The sequence below is a fragment of the Fuerstiella marisgermanici genome (genome assembly GCF_001983935.1).
Lineage (GTDB): Bacteria > Planctomycetota > Planctomycetia > Planctomycetales > Planctomycetaceae > Fuerstiella > Fuerstiella marisgermanici.
The window spans coordinates 5,433,254-5,452,499 of the sequence record NZ_CP017641.1; the positions used below are offsets into that span (position 1 = coordinate 5,433,254).

The following is a 19,246-nucleotide window of genomic DNA, read 5'->3' on the forward strand; positions in this document are numbered from 1 at the left end:
TCTTCAATAATCAATGATTTCTCAGGCTTCAGGGAAGCAACATGCTGATCTCAACATGGCTCCAGTCGTTCCGTAGTCGACTTCAATCCTCGCCTCGGCGGCCAAACCGTCGCACCCCCGAGCAGGCGGCAACAAGCCTCGAGCACCTGGAATCTCGCCACCTGCTAGCGGCTCCTCAGCTGATTGACGTTCAGGACGAAGCCAATCGAGTGATTGCCGAGGATTCGGAAATCAACTACTCCCCCAGCGCGTTTACGCTGGACTTTAGCACTGCACCAGACCTTGATCCGGGAACGATTGGAACGTCGTTTACGCTGGAACGAGCCGGGCAGGATGGCGCGTTCGACGGCAACGACGTCATCATTCCGCTCACGTTTGTCGGTGTAGGTTCAGATGTCAACGAAGTGCTGCTGCAGTTAAGTCAGCCGCTTCCGAGCGACCTGTATCGAATTAACATCTCTGGCGCATTGGCCAACTCAGGTGGCGAAGCTTTCAATGGCGGAGTAGGCGACACCTTCGATTTCTCCATTCAATTGCCGCCGCCAAGTGTTGTTGCTGTACGTCCCAACGTGGGTGAATTTCTGCAACCTGGCGAGACTCGGCATATTGCACCCAACGAATTGACCCTGCAGTTTAATCCCGGGCAGGTGATTGATCCGCTGACGATCAACACCGGCACGGTGCGAGTTGAACGCGCCGGTCACGACGGTTCCTTCGGAGACGGCAATGAAGAATTCGTGGACATCGGCTTCGTAGGGATTGGCGACGTACCCGAAGAAGTCGTCGTTCGATTTGCAGAAAACCTGCCGGACGACGATTACCGCATTTTGCTCGACGGTTCGAGTGCCACTCCGATCCGCAGCATTGTTGGCGAAACACTGAACAACGGTGCCGACACGACATTTGAGTTTTCACTGGATCTGGGAGCTCGGATTATTGCGGTCGATCCGCAACCCGTGACGCGCGATGGAAGCGGCGTGATTAGTCAAGCGCGTGACCAAATCGTGTTGTACTTCAACGACGACGACATGCCCGCCGCAGTGGCTCAGGACGTGCAGTTCTATCAGTTGATTTTCACCAACGATACGATTTCAAATCTTGACGACAACGACCTGGACAACAATCCAGCCACCGGGCCACAAATCATCAACCCGCAGTCTGTGGTTTACGATGCGGCCACCGATACCGCAACGTTGTTGTTCTCTCAGGACATTCATCTGTTGGCGGGGGCGGGCACGTATCGCCTGCGCGTGGGCACCAACGAAGCCATCCCGCTGACTCCTGTACAGAACACGTTCAATGCGATTCAGGACCCCGGCGACAGCTTCGACTCGTCGTCACTTGTCAGCTTGGGAGATCTTGCAAACAGCGCAAACAAGAGCCACGTAATCTCTTCCGCCATTGAAGCGCAGCCATACCCATTTGATTATCCCGGTGGCATTGATGAGCCGGGACATCGTGATATTGAAATCGAAACCCATTTGAATGGCGGCCCCGACAGCCAAGCCGGAACGTCGCAGATTAACTACAATTTTCAGGACGTTTACGGCTTTGATCCGGCTGGTCAAATCCTGCTGAACACGATCACAGAAGCGCAGAAACAGCGGGCTCGGGAAGTCTTCGAATACTACAGCACGGTCACTGGAATTGACGTTCAGGAAACACTGAATAGTGGCTTGACGATTGCTACAGGCGACTTGCGAGCTCTTGACCCATTGGTGCCGACCGGTCCGGGCGGCGTGACGGGGATCGCAGGCGGGGGCGTGGCGATCATGGATCAGGCGGAAGTCTGGGATGATTCTCCTGGCGCGAGCTGGTTTCAGACGGCAATGCACGAAATCGGACATTTGCTGAGCATCGGCCACGCGTCGGACCTTTCGCCAGTAACCGTCAATGCAGGCGACGGATTTGGTAACACCAACCCTGGCGCATTCAATGGCTTTGCAGAACCTGTTTTCCCGGGCGATAATGACCTTGTGCACCTGCAGTATCTGCACCGTCCGGACAGTATCGACATCGACCTTTACGAATTCGAGGTCACAGAACCCGGACAATTCACGGCCGAGGTCATGGCGGAACGACTGGCAGATGCCAGCCAGCTGGATTCGCACATTCGATTGTTCCGTGAGAACGCTGACGGCTCTCGTGAAGCGATTGCTCAAAACGACGACTACTTCAGTGAAGATTCGTATTTGGAATTAAATCTGGATGTAGGTAAGTATTTCATTGGCGTTTCGTCGACCGGCAACGATTCCTACGACCCGGCCGTTCCCGGTACTGGTGCTGAAGGGACTTCGCAAGGCAAATACGATCTGCGACTGAACTTCCGACCAAGCATCACTGGCACGGGAAATATTCTTCAGGACACGGATGGCACGGCCTTCGACGGCGACAGTGATGGCGTTGCAGGCGGCGTCTATAACTTCTGGTTCCGAGCAACTGCGCCTGGCGACACACTGCTGGTCGATAAAGAAGCTGCAGACAAAGACGTTGCTGGTCGAGCGAATAATGGCTCGGAAGCCTCACCGTTTCTGGAAATCGATCAGGCCCTGGCAGCCGCCACTCCGGGCCAGATCGTCCGCATCGTGGGCAACGGCGGTGCTGACAACGACATCACCACGATTGAAGACAACACGCCGTATCAAATCGGCACCAACACCTCCAATCAGCCTCTGATTGACGGTAGTACGTTGTCCGTGCCTCAGGGCGTGACGGTGATGATCGATGCAGGAGCCATGCTTAAGCTGCGTGCTTCGCGAATTGGTGTGGGAAGTTCGACGGCAGGTTCGGACCGATCCGCAGGTGCACTACAGATTCTTGGCACGCCCGGAAACGATGTCGTCTTTACGTCGTGGCTGGACGAAACGGTCGGCACGGATACGACCCCGATACCGACCAGTGCGATCCCTGGAAACTGGGGCGGGATCGTTTTCCGTAATGATGTTGACCGCGCCGAAGGTCGTTTCAACTATCAGGATGAAGGTATTTTTCTGAACTACATTGGTCACGCCGATGTTCGCTACGGTGGCGGCAACGTCATCGTGGACTCGGTGTTGCAACCGATCAGCCCGATCAACATCACGGAAGCGCAACCAACAATTGTCCACAACACGATTACACGTTCGCTGGATTCAGGTATCTCGGCAGACCCGGACAGCTTCGAAGAAAACACGTTCCACGCGCCCAAATTTCAGGAAGGGACTCAGGCCTTCACCAGCGACTATCAGCGAGTCGGGCCGGATATTTACTGGAACACGCTGATTGATAACTCAACCAACGGCATCTTTATTCGGGCACAAACGACGGCGGGGGCTCCGACCAAAAAGCTGACTGTGTCCGGCCGGTTCGATGATACTGACATCGTTCACGTCGTCGCTCAAAATCTGGAAATACAGGGAACTCCCGGCGGTCCGATACTGGTCGAAAACGGACCGGACTCGGCGCTGATGATCGTCAGCCCCCGGAGTGTGGCAGGAGGCAGCTTGACGGCGGGAAGCTACACTTATCGTCTGACTTTTGTCGGTGAGGAAGGCTTTGAAAGCCCAGCGTCCGCCGTTACGCCCCCAGCCATCGTGACCGGCGGAACAAGCAACAGCGTTGTGATCTCAGGAATGCCATCGGCACCACCAGAATATGCAGGTCGTCGACTGTACCGCAGCGATCCGTCCGGCAGTGGCACGTTTACATTGGTCGCCGAACTGGGTCGATCAGAATCGAATTACCTGGACGACGGCACGACTCTTCAGCGAGTGCTGGACACGACTGTCACGTCGCGCAGCCGAGGCCGATTTGATGCACGTCTGGCGATCGATCCTGGACTGGTCGTCAAATTGCAGGGTGCTCGAATTGAATCCGAAATTGGAGCTCAGTTTATCGCTGAAGCACAGCCGGGGCGGGAGATTATTTTCACCTCGCGTCTGGACGACCGGTACGGGGCAGGCGGTACTTTTGACACCAACGACGATGGCGATTTGGTCAGTGCACTGACAGTCTTTTTCGCTGATAATTTTGAAGGCGGACAATTTGATGCGGCCGACTGGAGTGCTTCCACAACGGCCACGATCGATGATCAGGGACTTGGCGAAACCAGCGGATCGCTGAGTGCTCATTTGGTGGCGGGAACGGAAATCCAGACCACTTCAGTGAATCTGGTCGGTCAGGCTGCATTGGAACTGCAATTTTCGTATCAACGCACGGGTGGCGGCAGCACGCCTGATGCGGACCTGTTTGTGCAGTACAGAAATAGCATCGGCAACTGGGTGACTCTCCAGTCACTCCCTGCAGCTGGCACAGATATGACGCAGTATCTAGCATCCACAGTCTCACTTCCCGCCGCTGCGATTCACGTAAATTCGGCCGTACGATTCGGTTTTGGAAATCCAAATACTTCGAACGCGCGGGGCACGGTCGGTGACTGGTTTGTGGACGATGTGCGGATTGTCGAATCACGGACCAATAGCCTTCCCGGTGCGGGTGACTGGGGCGGAATTTACGTAGGGCATCTCGGCTCCGCTAGTATTGATCAGTCGCTAATTACATTCGGCGGCGGCGTGATTCCTGTTGAAAATGACTTTGCCGGTTTCAACGCCATTGAAATCCATCAGGCCGACGCGCGAATCACAAACTCAGTTCTGGAAGAGAATGCGACCGGCCGTGGCGGCAGTGCTCCTGGAAGCCGTTACGGCCTGTTTTCCAATTCGAGCGGCACGATCTTTGTCCGCGGTGCTCAACCTGTCATTGTCGGTAACGATTTCCGCAGCAATCTGGGCCCCGTGATTTCTATCAACGCCAATGCGTTGAACAGCAATATCGTGGCTGATCGCGGTCGCTCAACAGGCTTTGCGAATGCATTTGCCAGCTTGGTTGGCAATCAGGGACCGCTGATCGATGACAACCGCCTCGGCAACAATTCGATTAACGGAATGCTGGTTCGGCCGGCCACGCTGACCACTCAAAGCGTGTGGGACGACACCGACATCGTTCACGTCTTAACTGAGGAAATCTTAGTCCCGGATCACCACACATTTGGCGGGCTGCGATTGGAAAGCAGTTCAGCGGCAAGCTTGGTCGTAAAACTGCTGGGAGCCAACGCAGGCTTTACAGCCAATGGCTATCCGATTGACATCGACGATCGCATTGGGGGATCTTTGCAGATCATTGGCCAGCCTGGCCAGCCGGTAGTCCTGACGTCTTTGAACGACGATGGTGTCGGAGCCGGTTTTGACCTTCGCGGGTTCCCATTGCGCGACACCAACAACGACGGCCCCAGCGTGGGTTCGCCAAACGACTGGCGGAGTGTGCGAATTGATCAGTACGCCCACGACCGAAATGTGCGAGTCGTTGTGGAAAGCGAAGTGGCGGACCGGGACTCGGCAGATGTCAACAACACGGTGGGCACGTCCGAGGTACTCGGACTGCTAGCCCCCGACGTGAAGTCTGGCGATGAGAATCTGCGATTGGGATTCCAGATTCACGGCGCAATCGATTCCATCGGTGATCAGGACATGTACAGCTTCGAGGGCGAAGCGGGCACGCATGTTTGGCTGGACATCGATCGCACTAGCGTGGGACTCGATTCTGTCGTGGAATTGCTTGACTCCAATGGAAACATTCTGGCCCAGTCAGACAATACCCTGGATGAGGAAAACGGCGTTTACCCGGTATTCACCGACGGGAGCACTCAAGCATTTACACTCGAATATTCCCGTTATTTCACACGAGACCTGTACACGACCAACGCCGCCGATGCAGGCATGCGAGTCACTCTGCCCGGCGCCGTCGGTGTCAGGCAGTCTTACTTTATCCGAGTACGCAGCAGCAACCTGAACGCCAGCTTCGCGCCCACAGTCGTCTTTTCTGACGATTTCGAAACCGGTTCCTTCAGGCCGACTCACTGGGCCACAGTCGTATCTGCAGAGGTGGATGGAACGGCACTTAGTGAACCGAGCGGTGTCGTGGCGGCGCGACTCAATACCAACCCCGCCGGTGCGGATCGCATCGAATCCGTCGACATCGACCTTGCGGCTGCGGCGGGGGCCAGCGTGGTTTATTCATATCAACGAACCGGCGGCGGGGACTCACCGGAGCCGGGTGAAGACCTAGTGTTGAGTTACCGAAACGCGGCAGGTGTTTGGATCGAACTTGAACGCCAGTTGGGTGCCGGTGCTGATATGAATCAGTTCCAAAAATCAATCGTCAACCTGCCCGCCGCCGCGCTGCATGCGACCTTCGCGCTGCGATTCAGCACTAGTTCGGTTGGCGGCGGCACGACAGACGACTGGTTCGTCGACGATGTTCGCGTCGAAACCCTGCCGGACATCAATGACCGCACATCGCTACAAAGCAACAGCAGCATTGGCGACGGCCTAACAGCTGGAACTTACCAGCTGCAGGTTCGTCTGCAGGATGTCGACGAATTTCCCGGCTCGCAGGTGACAAATGCTGACGTGCGCTACGCGAGCACCGGTATCGAAGTGATTGGGCAGCCGATTCACGGATTGATAACCGGCGAAGCGGAAGAAACAGGTGGCGTAACGGTTCTGCCAAACGTCCTGAACACAGACCGCGCTGCAATTTCGATATCGGGGTCCCTGGACATCAGCAACGCTGACATCGACTTCTACCAGTTTGAAGTCGCCTACGACGTCACCCAAACGATCGCAGGAGATGGTGACGATGCGGCTCATGTGCCCGTAACTTTCGACCTCGATTACGCCGACGGTTTCTCAAGTGCCAACACCACGATCGCCGTCTTCAATAGCGCAAACGAACTGATATTAATCGGTCGCGATTCCAATATCGGCGATGACAAGGGAAAACTGGTCAACCGTCAAAATACCAGTGCTGCGGATATCGACGACATCACGCGAGGCAGCAACGGTTCAGCAGATGGCTTCATTGGTCCTGTTGAACTGATCTCCGGCACCTACACGCTAGCGGTCTTTAATAACGATCGCCTTCCGTCCGTACTGAATCAGTTTTACGTCGACAACCCCACAGAGCCACTGATTCGCCTCGAACCGTTGAACTCCACAAGACGAATCGCCGAAGAGCGATTTTATCCGTCAACCTTTGTCTTCAACCCAGTCACGGGCCAGATTGAAACCGGGGATTTCCCCATTACTTCGGCCTCCCCGCCGGTCACAGACTTGTTTGAGGTGAACTTTGGCGGAGACATCGATCCGCAGCATGTCGTGCCGTTCCATCTAGGCGACGTCACGCTGTTTGTTTCACAAAACGGTAGCACAAAGCCTAACGACCAGACTGCTGTGCGTTCTGTCGACCCGTTTACTGGTGCCGTCGAAACTGTTCTGGGCGGATTCAACATTGGAATCGGCGATATCGCCATGCGGGCGGACGGCCAGTTGCATGCACTTTCGACCACCCCGCCGACAGGAACTAATATTCCCACCGATGGCCTCATCGGGAACTACCTACAAATCGACACGGGCAATGGATCCATCGCGAATCGGGGCGACGACGGCATCACCACTCAACTGCTGAATCCGCAAGGAAATGGCGTTGCGGCGCACGACGTTGGAATTCAATTCAACGCGATGACATATAGCGGATCTTCCAATGGTAACGACACTGCCGACCTGTGGGTGATCGGTGACCGCACTACGCTTGGCCTCAAAAATGGGCAAAACGGATCTGTCGCTGCCGCTTACACCAGCAACATTCTGTACAACCTGAACTTGGCCAATTCCAGCGTTGATGGCAACGGCAATGTGCCTCGGACCGGCAACGGTGGTTTTAGTGCCCGGGACGGTGCCGGGACCCCAGAACGAGAATGGGGATTTGTTGACACAACCTTCAACAACGGCGGTTTGCAGGGGCAGGTCACTGGCATGGTGACTCTGGATGGCGGCAGTTCATTCTACGTTGTCGACGACGCGGGCGGACTTTACCGAGTGGAGCGGTCTGCCAGCGGCGGACAGACAGTCGACCCGAAATCCGCTTCGAGAAGAACCTTTTTCAACCGAATCCGCACAACTTTCATTCGCAATATCGGAGCCGACCTGGCTGGCATTGGCGGGTTGAACCTGAACTTCCAGGGGCTGACTCTGGGTCCGGAAAATGTGGAAGGTGGCTTGTTCGCTCAAACACTGTTTGGCATTACTCAAAACGGCGACATGTATGCCTTCGACACAACGGGCGAATTGCAACCAGTTTTCGTCGACGGGCAGACTTCCATCAGCACTGGGCTGAACGGTGCCAATGGCCTGGCGTTCAGCACGCTGGACTACAACCTGTGGCATGTTACCAGCAGACGCGGGAGTCTGGATGCAGCCGACGACGGTCACGGGGTAGACGTGAATACGTTCGACGACAGCGTGTTCTTGCCGGAACCGGGTGGCAACAGCCTATACTTCGGCTTTGAGGGCGGCGGCAACACGCCGGACCCAAGCTTCGGAGGAAACCGGGAATCTGGCAACAAGAACACGGCGGGAGACAACAGTATCCTGAACTCCGTCAACAACAACCTGGACTTTCCCGGCGGAGCGTACGGTTCGGTCGTAAGTAATGAATTCAGTCTGGAAGGCTACTCTGCCGAAGACAAGCCTTCACTGTATTTCAGCTACTGGCTCCAGACTGAAACTCCCGAACCCGAATTCGATCATGGGCCTAATCCAGACACGCTCATGCACGATTCGTTCCGCGTTTTTGTGCAGGACGAAGGCGGACAGTGGCGGCTACTTTCCACAAACAATTCCTACGAAGAATCAGATCGTCCCGACGAATTCGACATTGGTGCCGACGAAGTCTTGGCTGATGGGTTAAGTAACAATCCGTCGCGACAGAATTTTCCTGATGTTGTGGAAACGTTCGACACCGCTGATTGGCGACAGGCGAAAGTTGATCTGAGCAACTATGCGGGGCAAAGTAGTCTAAAACTGCGATTTGATTTCAGCACAGCTGGATCGATGGATGTCGGCAATCTCGGTACGACCGGTATCGAACTCTACGCGGTGTCCGGTGCGGAGCTGGTAGATGGAGATACATTCACGCTTTCCACCGTCGATCAGTTTGGCAACAATACCGGGTTCCAGACCTTCGAATTTGACCTGGGCGCCCAATTGACCGTTCCGACAGGAAATGCCGCCATCGGTCAGACGTTCACCGTGACTGGACTGGGCTTTAGTGACACATTTACGTTTTCTGCCAATCCCACCACGGGAACAGACATACTGACTTTGCCATCAGATTCTGCAGCCACGCTTGCTGAGCGAGCCAATGCATTTCTGAATGCGTATTATGGCGGAAACAGTCTTCAGATGGCGGATGGCGGCAGTATCCAGAATGAATCTTTCCGTTACTTTGGAACCAACTTCACGTTTACCGCAAACCCGCTGCTGCCCTCAGACATTCTGGCTGAAGTCGGCGACACCGCCGCCACTATTGCTGCTCGTACAGCACAAACCGTTAACACCGTGCTAGGTGCTGGCTCTGCGTTCCCGAATGGTGATATCGTCGACCTGTTTATTGTTGGCGGAGGCGGCGTTGAATTCGGCGGAGCGCTGGACGTGCCCACCCCGTTTGGCCTGGAAGGAGAATCCTTCACGGTTTTGGGTCAGACGTTCACCTTTACGGCGAATCCAAAGCTGGGTTCCGACATCGATATCGCAGTCAACACAACGTCGGCAGATATCGCTCAGCAGGCAGCCACTGTCATTAACACAGTGCTGGGAGCCGGCACGGCTCTGTATGACGCCGGTGCGCCTACCCGGATCAGCGTGCCGAATCTACCAACAGTTGCAGACGCATTCTTTACCGGCGGCACAATGTATCTGTCGGATGTGGCAACACCTTCGGATCATCAGCTGGAGAACTTCACAATCGGCGGCGTGACGTTTACGTTCACGGACAATCCGACGAGACCCAATGACATCCTGGCCGCCGCCGGGGAAACTGCTGCCACGATCGCGGCGCGAGTCCGCACGGCCATCGACGGCGCTCTGGGTGTGGGCACGGTGCTTCCCGTTGCGGCGGCTGCGCCCGAACGAGTCAGCGTGCCGAGCATCCCGTTCACCGCAAACAGCTTTCAACGTGGCGGCACGATCGTGATCCAAAGCGTCAATCAACTGGAAGGCTACCAGTTCGAGCTCAACGGGGTGGCATTTCGCTTTACGGACAACCCTACCCGTGCGGCCGATATTCTGACTCGTCAGGGTGATGATCCACTGGCAGTGGCTGCAGAAGCAACGCGGATCATCAATAATAATTTTGGTGCTGGTACGGCGATTCAGGATTTGGTGCGAGTGACCATTCCGAACTTATCATCACCGTTAAACGGTATCTACGAAGGTGCTCGCCTGAACTTTAGTAACGCGACACCTCAGAATGTGGAAGGGGATTCATTTACACTGTTCGGCACGACGTTTACCTTCACGACCAGTCCGACGTTTGGTTCTGCCAACGCCGTCGATATTGTCTATAACAGCACCACGACGGCCGATGACTTTGCAACGCTGGCAGCAACAGCGATAAACAACGCGCTGGCCGCCGATGGACTCATACCGCGTGCAACGGCATTTTCCAGCACCGCAGACGAACTGATTGGCATTGACTTTGGCCCGGCCGGGGATCTCACCCCAACCAACTGGAATGCGTCCGGCGCCAACGCTGGGACTCCGTTTTCGCTGACAAATTTGCAAGACGAACTGGGCAATGCCACAAAAGTTGACCTGGACGTAGCGTTCTTTCCCGGAACGACAGGCGGTACGGTTAGCAGCACACCAGATAACGGAAACCTCCCGACGCATACGAGCCCGCTGGATAACATTGATGGTGCATTGTCGGACGAAGCGGGCCTGGCTTTTTCATTCACCGACCTTGAACCCAACGCCACGTATGAAATCTACGTTTTCGCCGGGGACACCAACTCAACCTCCAGCCAGAATGTCAGTATTTTCGACGCCAATGGATTTTCTGGATTCACTCAGGCATGGACCAATAACCAGCTAGTCAACGGGCAGGCATCTTCGAATGCCAACCTGAACACGTTTGCAGTGACGGCTGTCGCGGACAGTAGCGGAGCGTTTGCAATTCAGGTGACTGAAACAGCGGCTGCGGATGACGTTATTGTTCCTGCAGTGGCCATTAAGAAAATTGCCAATCCGCCATATGTAGAAATTGCCGGTGGCGCAGGCGGACTCCTGGGCACGTCGTTTGTAATCAATGGTCCAGATGCTGCTGCGGTAAACGGCGACACGATTGACGTGGATTTCTTCCCATTCACGTATGTCGGGGGTGCTCCGGGCAACAGCCAGGAAATCCAGACAGACGTCAACGAAATTGTCGTAGCGAATAACACAGTCACTCAGTTGAATGCATTCTTCCAGAACTTCGGCTTCACGAACTGGACCGATGCGTTCCGCACCGGTACGAGGGTAAATATTCCGAGTGAAGCGGAAATCAACTACACAACCAGCGGCCCAAACAACAGCCTACGCGTCTCAGACTATGCTCGGCTAAGGATCAGCCCGGCCGACGCAGTGGCTGGCGACGTTTTGACCTACCGAAACGTGTCGTTCACATTTACTGACACGACCACGCCCACAGCGTTTCAGATTGGCAGTGATGGTGCCGGCAACTGGGACGGCGACGACATTGTGGCGGCGATCGACGGATTCTTCGGTGCTGACGAATCGTTCAATGTCGCCGGCGAAGTTTACTTTCTGCAGGACCCGGGTTTCTCAGGTGCACTACTGACCTACAACGACCCGGGAAGTGACGGACTGACCATTCTGGATGATGGAAGTGGGGGCAATCCATTCTTCTTCACGGAGATCTCGCGGCCGGCCGGAGCCCTACTTCTGATAGACGAAATCGGTTCACCACTGGTCGTGGATGCCATAGGGACGTCTCTGTTCCACGACCAGCCAGACACGGCTATCGGCACAGTAGGGGGCGGCCCTTCGGTGGTTAACGACAATCGCGTCACAATCCGCAGCGCAACGTCACTGACGACGCCCGGTACCACTCTGCTGGTCAGTGGACGCGCGGGCTCAAACACCGGCGGTAATCCGACCATTTTGATTGATCCGACGATGTCGGAAAGCGAAGTGGCTCTAGCAATTCGCCAGGGAATGGCCGATATATATGCCGCCAGTGACATCAACAACATCAAGGGCCACGAAAACCTTGTTCGGCTGATCCGTCACGACATCGTGGACCCTGGCCCGCTACAGTTCGTCCAAATCCTGCCGGGTGACGAATTCGGCGCGTTTTCCGGACCGGACGCAGGTTACGTGAACAGTCAGGCGGCACAGCGTCCTGGATCAGTTCGCGGGATGGCAAACGACGTGGAAGGCCTGTACCTGGACGACATCATAATCGGCTTCGCTGAACGTGGCGAAATGGTGACAAACGCGCCCGCCGGTAACGGATTCATGCAGAATCCAGACGTCGATGATTCCGGCGCAGAAAACAAAGCCGAATTTAATGAATTTGGCGAATTCAATGTCAATCTGGACATCCTCAACGGCGTTTACGACGTTGAGATCAGAACCAGTACGAACTACGGTTTGTCTCAATTGGCTCAGCCGACAAACGTTCTCTATCGCACACTGGACACCAATGATCGCGAAGTCCAGGGGATCGCTGTCACGCTGCCGAATGCTACGTTAATTCCAGACCGATCAACCTTTTCGGTGTCGAATGGAATTAATACGGTCAACTATCAGTTTATCGACACGCGAGGATCGAACACCGCGCCCGATCCGGGGCATATCGCAGTGCCCTTTGAACCGATTTTCGGAACCGCCGGAACGGCTCAGGACAACCAGGAAGAAATCGCTCGACGAGTCGCGACCGCCATCAATTCTCAGGCGTCCCAGGATGCACTGACGCCCGCCCATCTGACCGACCAATTCGGCGTCCAGGCTATTTTCAGTGACACTGACGACGCCGTGGTCACCACGGGCAACAGTCGCACACTGCACCTCACAGGAAACGCTTCCATTCAAGCCGATCCGGCACTCAGCCAGTTGCTGCAGATCACCGTGTTTAATGCAACCGGTGACAGCAATCGGCTGCGTGAACAGGGGCAGATCATCATTCAGTCGAGTTTTGTGAGGGATTCAGGAAGCTACGGCATCCTTGTCGACAACGGAAACCGTGCCGACGGTCTGGCTCATCCGGGCTCCGTGCGAACCACTCAGGAAGTCAATACTCAACGTTTGGTTCCAGGAGTTGTTGTTTCGAACAACGTGATCGCCAATAACGGAACCGGCGGTATCTTCTACAGCGGAGACGCAGGCACGAGTCCCAACGGCGTGGCTTCTGTCGGCCGCATCGTCAACAACACGGTTGTCGGTTCTGGCGGTGGAACGGGAATTACGGTCAACCAGGGCGCCAGCCCGACGCTGCTGAACAACATCGTGGCCAATTTCAATCTGGGCATCGACGTCAATGCGGCCAGTGCCGTCATCGGCTCTACACTGTTCCAGAATAACAACACGAACTCCAACGCCGGACTGGGAACATTTTCGCTGGTGCTGGCTCCTAATGAACCTTTGTTCGTCGACGCCGCATCCGGTAACTACTACCCGGCTCCTGGCTCCAAAGCGATCGACAGTTCTCTCGAATCACTCGGTGACAATCCGGAAATCGTACGCGTGAAAACGCCACTAGGCGGAGGACTGTCGCCGCTGCTGGCACCTCAACAGGACGTATATGGCCAGGTCCGAGGCGATGGTCAGGGGCCACTGTCCGGGCAGGGTGGATTTGTCTTTATTGATCGCGGAGCCATCGACCGCGTTGACGTCTTCCCACCGATCGCAGTTTTGACCAATCCGGAAGATAATGCGTTGAGTGATATCGATCCGGATATCGCCGAAGTCTGGGTGAACCTGCCGTCAGATCTGCGCGAATTCCGTGTTCGTCTGGAGGATCAAGGGATTGGCATTGATGACTCAAAGGTCAACACTGATCAATTCACACTCTCCCAGGATGGCGTGCCCCTGATCGAAGGCGTGCATTACGTCTGGGCGTATAACTCCGTCAACAATGATGTCATTTTTACAGCCGTGACATCGTTTGAATTCGAACGACGCTACACGATAGAAATTGCCAACCAGCCGATCGACCCACTGAATCCGAATTCTATTGGCGGAGTTCAGGACCTGGCGGGCGAATATCTTGCGGCGAATCAGCTGGATGGTACCACGGTGTTCCAGATCCTGGTGACCGACGGCGTTAATGACCCACCAATCAATCATGTGCCCCCCAATCAAACCATGAATGAAGGCAGCACACTTGTCTTTAGTGAAGCGAACGGTACGGCAATTACAGTATCGGACGCCGATGTACATCTGGCGGATGATCCTCGGCTGAATGTTGTCCTGTCCACCTCGACCGGACTATTGACTCTGGGCTCAACAACGGGCCTGACATTCCCCACCGGAAACACGGGCACGAGCGAGGCGTCGATCACGTTCTTCGGATCGATCACCGACATCAACAACGCACTGGACGGTCTGTCGTTTGTGCCGCCGGATGAGTACTTCAACCTGCTACCACTACAGGATCCGGCCAGTCGCACGATTCCACCAGCGACGATTACGATCGCCACAGACGATACGGGAGCGAATGGTCGCGGGCAGTTTACGGGACCACCTAACGACGCACCGGAGTTTGATACGGATGTCATTGAGATTGATGTAATTTCTGTCAATGATCCGCCGACATTTGACCCGCCATCGAACCTATCGGCGATTGATGAAGACACGGTCGGCGTCCAGACAGTTGCGAACTACGTAACGGGGATCACACCGGGACCTCCTTCGGAATCAGCTCAGACCACGAGCTTCGTGATGGAGCAGCCAGTGATTCTCGAAGGCAATCTTGTCTTCCTGCAGGCTCCAACGCTAACTGTCGACGCTTCTCTTACCACTGCCACGCTGACGTACGAAGTCGCGCCGAATACCAACGGACGAGCACAGTTTACGTTTACGTTGGTAGACGCCGACGCAAGCGACCCCAATCACGTTCCCGCCAGCTCAGCTCCGTTTACGGCAGAACTGGTTGTCAATCCCGTCAACGATGCACCATTCTTCACCTTGAACAGTACGACGGAAACCAGTAATGAAGACGATGGCGTCGTGGGGCCGATTGATCTGATCGCCTCTGTAGCAGTTGGCCCTGTTGATGCCACTGACGAAACGACACTGCCGGCGACCATTCAGACACCAACCTTCCAGACCACCTCACCAGTGGTGACTAATGGCAACCTGGTGTTTACCCAGTTTGCAGTTTCGGCCGATGGCAAGCTAACCTATGAAGCCGCCGCCAACACAGCAGGCACAGCGACATTTGATATTTGGCTGGTCGACGATGGCCCGACAACTCACCCACTGGATGACAACCAGGCAGACGCTCTGACCATCACAGTCACCGTTAATGCTCAGCCAGACCCGCCGGTTCCGTCAACGCCGAACTACGTGATCGATTTGGGCGACGCGCTCAACCTTGATGCGTCCGCCACGACTGACCCGGACCTCGAATTCCCGGGGCCTCCGACCGAAGAATTGCTTTATAGTTGGGACCTGAATGGCGACAGCGTCTTTGACCTTGTCGACCTGACCACCAGCCAGACAACCGTCAGCGCAGTGGATCTGGCCAACCTGAACCTGACGGTTCCAGGTGTAAACAACATCACGCTGCAAGTCACCGACACATACGCTGGTACTTCGGTCACAACAACAGCCACGCTAACGATCCACACGGTCGATTACGGCGACGCTCCGGATGCCAACTATGGTACGTTGAAGCCGAATGGTGCGGCGCATACGTTCGTCGACGGGTTCCATTTGGGAGCCACCATCGATACCGAACTGGATGGTCAGGCAGACGACGGTGCGGACGAAGACGGCATTGTGTTTGATCCAGGCATGCAGGCTGATGGCAGCTTCGCTTTGGAATCCTTCTTCACGGCTAACGCTTCGGCGGCCGGTAAGTTGGACATCTGGATCGACTTCAACAACGATGGCGACTTCGATCCCGCAGAACACCTCAACGGTGGCACAAGCTACGATCTGGTCGCGGGTGACAACACGTTCAACTTCACCATTGCGGCCGGATCAGCGGTGACCGGTGTGGACACTTACGCTCGTGCCCGCTTCAGCAGTGCTGGCAGCTTAGCTCCAACGGGTCGAGCCGATGACGGGGAAGTGGAAGACTACCAGTTCCAGATTTCTCCTCTGCTGGATGCAACGGAAGTCACACACGTGCTGCCGATGTGGTCTCAAACCAGCGACCTCACGCCGCTGTTGCAGTGGCAGGACTCAGCCGGAACTCCGGCTGGTGCCAACGTCACGTACAACATCGAACTTCGCAACGCCAGCGATCAGGTTGTGGGCTTCGAAGAAGGTCACACGTCTCAGTCGATTTCGCTTAGCGATCCGTTGCCACCTGGCGTCTACACCGCCTACGTGACAGCGTTCAACCGCGCAGGCGAAGCCGGTCCGATCAGTCAGTTGGACACATTTGAAGTGGTGGCCATTGCCGTCACTTCGCCAACCGGCAACCAGACCAACGGCCTTCCACCAATCACCTTCACACCGATCGACAAGACCGATCATTACGAATTGCAAATTCAGTCTGCCCTGACGGGTGCAACCGTCTTTGAAGACTTGAATGTGCCGGGCACGGCGTCGTCTTACACGCTGGCCAGCGAATTGCCAATCGGCGAATACCGCAGTCGCGTGCGAGCAATCGAAGACACGACAGGACAGGTCGGCGATTGGAGTGCATTCTCGCAGTTCGCTGTCCGCACGGCGCCGGTTATTACCGCTCCGATCGGAACGATTGCCGACGCCACTCCAACGGTAACCTGGAACTCAGTTCCAGGTGCTGCGACTTACGATGTCCGCATCACAAATATTACGGACGCGACTTCGCCGCAAATCATTGCCGGCGTCGCGGGTCTGACCGTTGATGTGACTCAGGTCCTGCCACTGGGTGAATATACGGTTGAAGTGCGTGGCGTCACGGGTGAAGGCTATCAGGCGGCCTGGACGACTGCCGAAACGTTTGTCGTCGCTATCCCTCCAGTCATCAGCCAACCTGGCGGTCGCTTACCGGATTCTACGCCGACGATCGCGTGGAGTGCCGTTAACGGAGCCGACCACTACGACATTGAAATCGTCAACACGGTGACGTCTCAGGTCGCTTACGAACTGCTGGCCGTTACGGGCACTCAGCACACGGTCCCAGCCGCATCTTCGCTGCCTTTAGGCAACTATGAAGTGCGAGTCAAAGCCAGCAACGTACCAGCGGCTGCGTCTACAGGTTCGACGGTTTCTGTGTTGAGCCTTCCAGCTACATTCACTGTCAGCACACCTCCGGAAATTCTGACACCTGCCGTCGGCATCTACGACAGCACGCCGGAATTCACATGGACGGAAGCCACGGGAGCCGTATCTACGGAAATCGAGATTCGCGACTTCGTGAACAACAATGTGGTGTTCACTCAAGCGGGGATCACGGGCACTTCGTTCACCATTCCAGCGGGTTCAGCATTGCCACCGGGTGGCTATGAAGCTCGAATCCGATCGTACGGCGATGCTGCAGGCACTGTGCTTTCTGACTGGAGCACGCTACACGTCTTCCAGATTGGTGCCGCTCCGGTTGCTCATGGACCGACGGAAGGCATCGGTCAACCGGACTTCCGAAAGACCAATTCGCCACGGCCAACGCTCACAGCTCAGCAGTCGCTGGCGGGCGTGACGTTCGAATTCTGGCTCACAGATGTCATGGCCGGTAAGACCGTCACCGTGGCCAGAAACCTGACCTCTTCCAGCTGGACAGTGCCAACTGACCTGCCAGTCGGCCGCTATCGTTACTGGGTGCGAGCCACCACAGACCTTGGCGAACAAAGCCCGTGGAGTGATCCGTTTGACTTTGAAGTGACGACGCCACCGGTCATGAACCCGATCGGACCGACTTTCAATCCGCGGCCAACGTTCTCATGGAATTCCCAGCCTGAAATCGATACGTACCAGGTTTGGATTAACAAAGTGGACGTCGTCCCGGCTCAGATCATTCGTATTGAAGACGGCGTCGTCGGAACCAGCTACCAGCTGCCGGAAGACCTTCCAAACGGACGCTACAAAGTGTGGACTCGCGGCAGCGTTACCGGAGAGAATGCGGCTGGCGGCACAACGGTGACCACATGGAGTAACGGCGAAACCTTCGAAGTCGGTGGTCGACCACAAGTAGTGCCGATTGGCAATACATCCGACAACACTCCGCTGATCAGCTGGTCGGAAGTCGCTGGTCGTAGCACGTTCGAACTGTACCTCGCAGAACAAGGTTCAGAAGGTACGCCGGTGATCCGAGTCAACGACTTGACGACGACGTCGTACCAAGTCACAGGTGCCCTCAACTCCGGCGAATGGATTGTGTGGGTGCGAGCGAAGTCTGCAGACGGACGCGTGTCTCCGTGGAGCACAACGGCTCAGGGTCGGTTCTCAGTGAACGCTGCCACAACTCCTGTGGTAGACGCGATTCCAACAAGCAATGACCGCACGCCAACGTTCAACTGGACGTCGGCTACCGGTGCTGCTCGTTATGAAATCTATGTCTCACCGAAAGGCGACACACAGAACCCTGTGATCCGCGTCGATACCATCACGGCGACGACTTACACGCCGACCACACCGCTGGCCCCGGGAACGTACCGAGTTTGGGTGCGAGCCATCAATGCGGCGAACGCGACCGGCAACTGGAGTACCGTGGTTGAATTCACGATTACCGCGAATGTCAATCAGCGAGTCGCAGGCGATCAGCCCGACGTGATGCTGACATCCGTGGATCCGACCGTGAACGAATTCCAGCAGGAAGATGTCACCATCAGCCTGATTCCAGCTCGCGTGGTTGAGGATTCCGGCCGATCGGTTCACCCAGCTCAGGCGAATGTCAGCAACGATTCAGCTGAGGTCTCAATCGAGGTACCGGCAACTGAACCGTCGTTGGTTGCAGAAACGGATGAGGCAGCGATCGCCAATTCTGACTCTGTGATGTCCAACTGGGATGACGCCATCTGGGCCGAAGAATCTGCCGCACCAACCGTCGGTTCGCCGCAGGTTGCGGAAGTCACTACGGAAACGCCGTCTGAGGGAGCGAAAGGCTGGATGGCAGGCTTGGCCCTGCTGACTCCTTCACTGCGAAGACGACGTCGCCAAAAGAAAGACTAACGTCTTTCAAAGTAAACCTCTGAATCTGACAAAGCGGCACCCGC

Annotated in this window: 1 protein-coding gene; it reads left to right on the plus strand. The window is 55.8% G+C overall.

What is annotated here, in order from left to right; genetic code table 11:
• Positions 1–41: 41 nt before the first annotated feature.
• Positions 42–19,202, plus strand: a complete 19,161-nt coding sequence (locus tag Fuma_RS20240) for a GEVED domain-containing protein (RefSeq protein WP_077025717.1) — start codon at positions 42–44, stop codon at positions 19,200–19,202.
• The last annotated feature ends 44 nt before the right edge of the window (positions 19,203–19,246 follow it).

Bases quoted from the DNA above. Each gene is read 5' to 3' on its own strand.
- Fuma_RS20240 (WP_077025717.1), top strand. From the start codon at position 42: ATGCTGATCTCAACATGGCTCCAGTCGTTCCGTAGTCGACTTCAATCC.